Here is a 5641-nt window from a genome sequence, read left to right on the forward strand (position 1 = left end):
AAAACAAAACCCCAACTGCTTTCGCAATTGGGGTTTCGGAATTTAATCTTGACGATGACCTACTCTCACATGGGGAAACCCCACACTACCATCGGCGATGCATCGTTTCACTGCTGAGTTCGGGATGGGATCAGGTGGTTCCAACGCTCTATGGTCGTCAAGAAATTCGGGTACTGAGTCGTGGCCAGATGGCCTCGCTTCAGCAAATTGGGTATGTGACAGCTTTCGGTGTTTTGCGAGCGTTTCGAACTTTCGGTTCGTTTCGTCTTCACACACCGCAATCTGATGCTCTTTCGAGTAGTCAAATTGCTTGGGTGTTATATGGTCAAGCCTCACGGGCAATTAGTATTGGTTAGCTCAACGCCTCACAGCGCTTACACACCCAACCTATCAACGTCGTAGTCTTCGACGGCCCTTCAGGGAACTCAAGGTTCCAGTGAGATCTCATCTTGAGGCTAGTTTCCCGCTTAGATGCTTTCAGCGGTTATCTATTCCGAACATAGCTACCCGGCAATGCCACTGGCGTGACAACCGGAACACCAGAGGTTCGTCCACTCCGGTCCTCTCGTACTAGGAGCAGCCCCTCTCAAATCTCAAACGTCCACGGCAGATAGGGACCGAACTGTCTCACGACGTTCTAAACCCAGCTCGCGTACCACTTTAAATGGCGAACAGCCATACCCTTGGGACCGGCTTCAGCCCCAGGATGTGATGAGCCGACATCGAGGTGCCAAACACCGCCGTCGATATGAACTCTTGGGCGGTATCAGCCTGTTATCCCCGGAGTACCTTTTATCCGTTGAGCGATGGCCCTTCCATACAGAACCACCGGATCACTAAGACCTACTTTCGTACCTGCTCGACGTGTCTGTCTCGCAGTCAAGCGCGCTTTTGCCTTTATACTCTACGACCGATTTCCGACCGGTCTGAGCGCACCTTCGTACTCCTCCGTTACTCTTTAGGAGGAGACCGCCCCAGTCAAACTACCCACCATACACTGTCCTCGATCCGGATAACGGACCTGAGTTAGAACCTCAAAGTTGCCAGGGTGGTATTTCAAGGTTGGCTCCACGCGAACTGGCGTCCACGCTTCAAAGCCTCCCACCTATCCTACACAAGCAAATTCAAAGTCCAGTGCAAAGCTATAGTAAAGGTTCACGGGGTCTTTCCGTCTAGCCGCGGATACACTGCATCTTCACAGCGATTTCAATTTCACTGAGTCTCGGGTGGAGACAGCGCCGCCATCGTTACGCCATTCGTGCAGGTCGGAACTTACCCGACAAGGAATTTCGCTACCTTAGGACCGTTATAGTTACGGCCGCCGTTTACCGGGGCTTCGATCAAGAGCTTCGCGTTAGCTAACCCCATCAATTAACCTTCCGGCACCGGGCAGGCGTCACACCCTATACGTCCACTTTCGTGTTTGCAGAGTGCTGTGTTTTTAATAAACAGTCGCAGCGGCCTGGTATCTTCGACCGGCATGAGCTTACGGAGCAAGTCCTTCACCCTCACCGGCGCACCTTCTCCCGAAGTTACGGTGCCATTTTGCCTAGTTCCTTCACCCGAGTTCTCTCAAGCGCCTTGGTATTCTCTACCCAACCACCTGTGTCGGTTTGGGGTACGGTTCCTGGTTACCTGAAGCTTAGAAGCTTTTCTTGGAAGCATGGCATCAACCACTTCGTGTTCTAAAAGAACACTCGTCATCAGCTCTCGGCCTTAAGATCCCGGATTTACCTAAGATCTCAGCCTACCACCTTAAACTTGGACAACCAACGCCAAGCTGGCCTAGCCTTCTCCGTCCCTCCATCGCAATAACCAGAAGTACAGGAATATTAACCTGTTTTCCATCGACTACGCTTTTCAGCCTCGCCTTAGGGACCGACTAACCCTGCGTCGATTAACGTTGCGCAGGAAACCTTGGTCTTTCGGCGTGGGTGTTTTTCACACCCATTGTCGTTACTCATGTCAGCATTCGCACTTCTGATACCTCCAGCAAGCTTCTCAACTCACCTTCACAGGCTTACAGAACGCTCCTCTACCGCATCACCCGAAGGTGATACCCGTAGCTTCGGTGTATGGTTTGAGCCCCGTTACATCTTCCGCGCAGGCCGACTCGACTAGTGAGCTATTACGCTTTCTTTAAAGGGTGGCTGCTTCTAAGCCAACCTCCTAGCTGTCTAAGCCTTCCCACATCGTTTCCCACTTAACCATAACTTTGGGACCTTAGCTGACGGTCTGGGTTGTTTCCCTTTTCACGACGGACGTTAGCACCCGCCGTGTGTCTCCCATGCTCGGCACTTGTAGGTATTCGGAGTTTGCATCGGTTTGGTAAGTCGGGATGACCCCCTAGCCGAAACAGTGCTCTACCCCCTACAGTGATACATGAGGCGCTACCTAAATAGCTTTCGAGGAGAACCAGCTATCTCCGAGCTTGATTAGCCTTTCACTCCGATCCACAGGTCATCCGCTAACTTTTCAACGGTAGTCGGTTCGGTCCTCCAGTTAGTGTTACCCAACCTTCAACCTGCCCATGGATAGATCGCCCGGTTTCGGGTCTATTCCCAGCGACTAGACGCCCTATTAAGACTCGCTTTCGCTACGCCTCCCCTATTCGGTTAAGCTCGCCACTGAAAATAAGTCGCTGACCCATTATACAAAAGGTACGCAGTCACAGAACAAAGTCTGCTCCCACTGCTTGTACGCATACGGTTTCAGGATCTATTTCACTCCCCTCTCCGGGGTTCTTTTCGCCTTTCCCTCACGGTACTAGTTCACTATCGGTCAGTCAGTAGTATTTAGCCTTGGAGGATGGTCCCCCCATATTCAGACAAAGTTTCTCGTGCTCCGTCCTACTCGATTTCATGACTAAGAGATTTTCGCGTACAGGGCTATCACCCACTATGGCCGCACTTTCCAGAGCGTTCCGCTAATCTCAAAGCCACTTAAGGGCTAGTCCCCGTTCGCTCGCCACTACTAAGGGAATCTCGGTTGATTTCTTTTCCTCAGGGTACTTAGATGTTTCAGTTCCCCTGGTTCGCCTCTTGCACCTATGTATTCAGTACAAGATAACCATCTTATGATGGCTGGGTTCCCCCATTCAGACATCTCCGGATCAAAGTCTGTTTGCCGACTCCCCGAAGCTTTTCGCAGGCTACCACGTCTTTCATCGCCTCTGACTGCCAAGGCATCCACCGTATGCGCTTCTTCACTTGACCATATAACCCCAAGCAATCTGGTTATACTGTGAAGACGACATTCGCCGAAAATTCGAATTTCTCATTTAAGAGAACTCACAAATTTTACCTTAGCCTGATCCGTTACCAGTGAAAGTAACGTTCAGTCTATCTTTCTATCACATACCCAAATTTTTAAAGAACGAACTAGTCAAAGACTAGAAATCAACATTCATCATCACAACGATGGAATGCTCATTTCTAAGCTTTCAAACTTCAGAAGCAGTAGTGGTGGAGCCAAACGGGATCGAACCGTTGACCTCCTGCGTGCAAGGCAGGCGCTCTCCCAGCTGAGCTATGGCCCCGTATTTCTACAGGCGTTTCCCACACAAAATTGGTGGGTCTGGGCAGATTCGAACTGCCGACCTCACCCTTATCAGGGGTGCGCTCTAACCAACTGAGCTACAGACCCAATTTCGGGCTGCTTCTTTCGTCTTCTTCAATGAATCAAGCAATTCGTGTGGGAACTTATGGAGCAGCTGATGTCGTCGATTAAGGAGGTGATCCAGCCGCAGGTTCCCCTACGGCTACCTTGTTACGACTTCACCCCAGTCATGAATCACACCGTGGTAACCGTCCTCCCGAAGGTTAGACTAGCTACTTCTGGTGCAACCCACTCCCATGGTGTGACGGGCGGTGTGTACAAGGCCCGGGAACGTATTCACCGTGACATTCTGATTCACGATTACTAGCGATTCCGACTTCACGCAGTCGAGTTGCAGACTGCGATCCGGACTACGATCGGTTTTATGGGATTAGCTCCACCTCGCGGCTTGGCAACCCTTTGTACCGACCATTGTAGCACGTGTGTAGCCCAGGCCGTAAGGGCCATGATGACTTGACGTCATCCCCACCTTCCTCCGGTTTGTCACCGGCAGTCTCCTTAGAGTGCCCACCATGACGTGCTGGTAACTAAGGACAAGGGTTGCGCTCGTTACGGGACTTAACCCAACATCTCACGACACGAGCTGACGACAGCCATGCAGCACCTGTCTCAATGTTCCCGAAGGCACCAATCCATCTCTGGAAAGTTCATTGGATGTCAAGGCCTGGTAAGGTTCTTCGCGTTGCTTCGAATTAAACCACATGCTCCACCGCTTGTGCGGGCCCCCGTCAATTCATTTGAGTTTTAACCTTGCGGCCGTACTCCCCAGGCGGTCAACTTAATGCGTTAGCTGCGCCACTAAGAGCTCAAGGCTCCCAACGGCTAGTTGACATCGTTTACGGCGTGGACTACCAGGGTATCTAATCCTGTTTGCTCCCCACGCTTTCGCACCTCAGTGTCAGTATCAGTCCAGGTGGTCGCCTTCGCCACTGGTGTTCCTTCCTATATCTACGCATTTCACCGCTACACAGGAAATTCCACCACCCTCTACCATACTCTAGCTCGACAGTTTTGAATGCAGTTCCCAGGTTGAGCCCGGGGATTTCACATCCAACTTAACGAACCACCTACGCGCGCTTTACGCCCAGTAATTCCGATTAACGCTTGCACCCTCTGTATTACCGCGGCTGCTGGCACAGAGTTAGCCGGTGCTTATTCTGTCGGTAACGTCAAAACAGCAAAGTATTAATTTACTGCCCTTCCTCCCAACTTAAAGTGCTTTACAATCCGAAGACCTTCTTCACACACGCGGCATGGCTGGATCAGGCTTTCGCCCATTGTCCAATATTCCCCACTGCTGCCTCCCGTAGGAGTCTGGACCGTGTCTCAGTTCCAGTGTGACTGATCATCCTCTCAGACCAGTTACGGATCGTCGCCTTGGTGAGCCATTACCTCACCAACTAGCTAATCCGACCTAGGCTCATCTGATAGCGCAAGGCCCGAAGGTCCCCTGCTTTCTCCCGTAGGACGTATGCGGTATTAGCGTTCCTTTCGAAACGTTGTCCCCCACTACCAGGCAGATTCCTAGGCATTACTCACCCGTCCGCCGCTGAATTAAGGAGCAAGCTCCTCTCATCCGCTCGACTTGCATGTGTTAGGCCTGCCGCCAGCGTTCAATCTGAGCCATGATCAAACTCTTCAGTTCAAACATCTTTGGGTTTTTAAGAAACCCTAAACTTGGCTCAGCAATCGTTGGTTACATCTTTGATTTCTCGCGGAGTAACTTGTGATGCTGATAATCTTGTTGACTATCAGTCTGACTCCACAAGCACCCACACGAATTGCTTGATTCAGTTGTTAAAGAGCGGTTGGTTAAGGTCTTTCGTCTCAACCGAGGCGCGCATTCTACAGCAGCCTCATTTACTGTCAAGTGATTATTTTCAGAAGTTTTCGAAGAATTCTTTAACAACTTCAACCACTTGCGCTTCAGATCTCTCGTCAGCGGGAGGCGAATTCTACAGCGTTACACGCTGCTGTCAACACCTCTTTTTCAACTTCCTTTTGGCTTCGATGAACTGAAGCA

The 5641-nt window shown here is 50.9% G+C and carries 2 tRNA genes and 3 rRNA genes; all 5 read right to left on the bottom strand.

The annotated features are described in order from the left end of the window. Positions 1-46: 46 nt before the first annotated feature. The 5 genes from rrf to GVL50_RS28320 all read right to left on the bottom strand — a co-directional run bounded on the left by rrf (position 47) and on the right by GVL50_RS28320 (position 5263). Positions 47-162 (bottom strand): 5S ribosomal RNA (gene rrf, locus GVL50_RS28300). A gap of 159 nt (positions 163-321) precedes the next feature. Further along, positions 322-3215, bottom strand: a 23S ribosomal RNA gene (locus GVL50_RS28305). 247 nt (positions 3216-3462) lie between these two features. Further along, positions 3463-3538: transfer RNA gene (locus GVL50_RS28310), tRNA-Ala, on the bottom strand. Between the two features lie 30 nt (positions 3539-3568). Next, a tRNA-Ile gene (locus tag GVL50_RS28315) sits at positions 3569-3645 on the bottom strand. Between the two features lie 81 nt (positions 3646-3726). After that, positions 3727-5263 (bottom strand): 16S ribosomal RNA (locus tag GVL50_RS28320). The 16S, 23S and 5S rRNA genes sit together here with 2 tRNA genes alongside, the layout of an rRNA operon. Positions 5264-5641: the final 378 nt, after the last annotated feature.

The sequence above is a fragment of the Pseudomonas sp. 18058 genome (assembly GCF_902706155.1).
Lineage (GTDB): Bacteria > Pseudomonadota > Gammaproteobacteria > Pseudomonadales > Pseudomonadaceae > Aquipseudomonas > Aquipseudomonas rustica.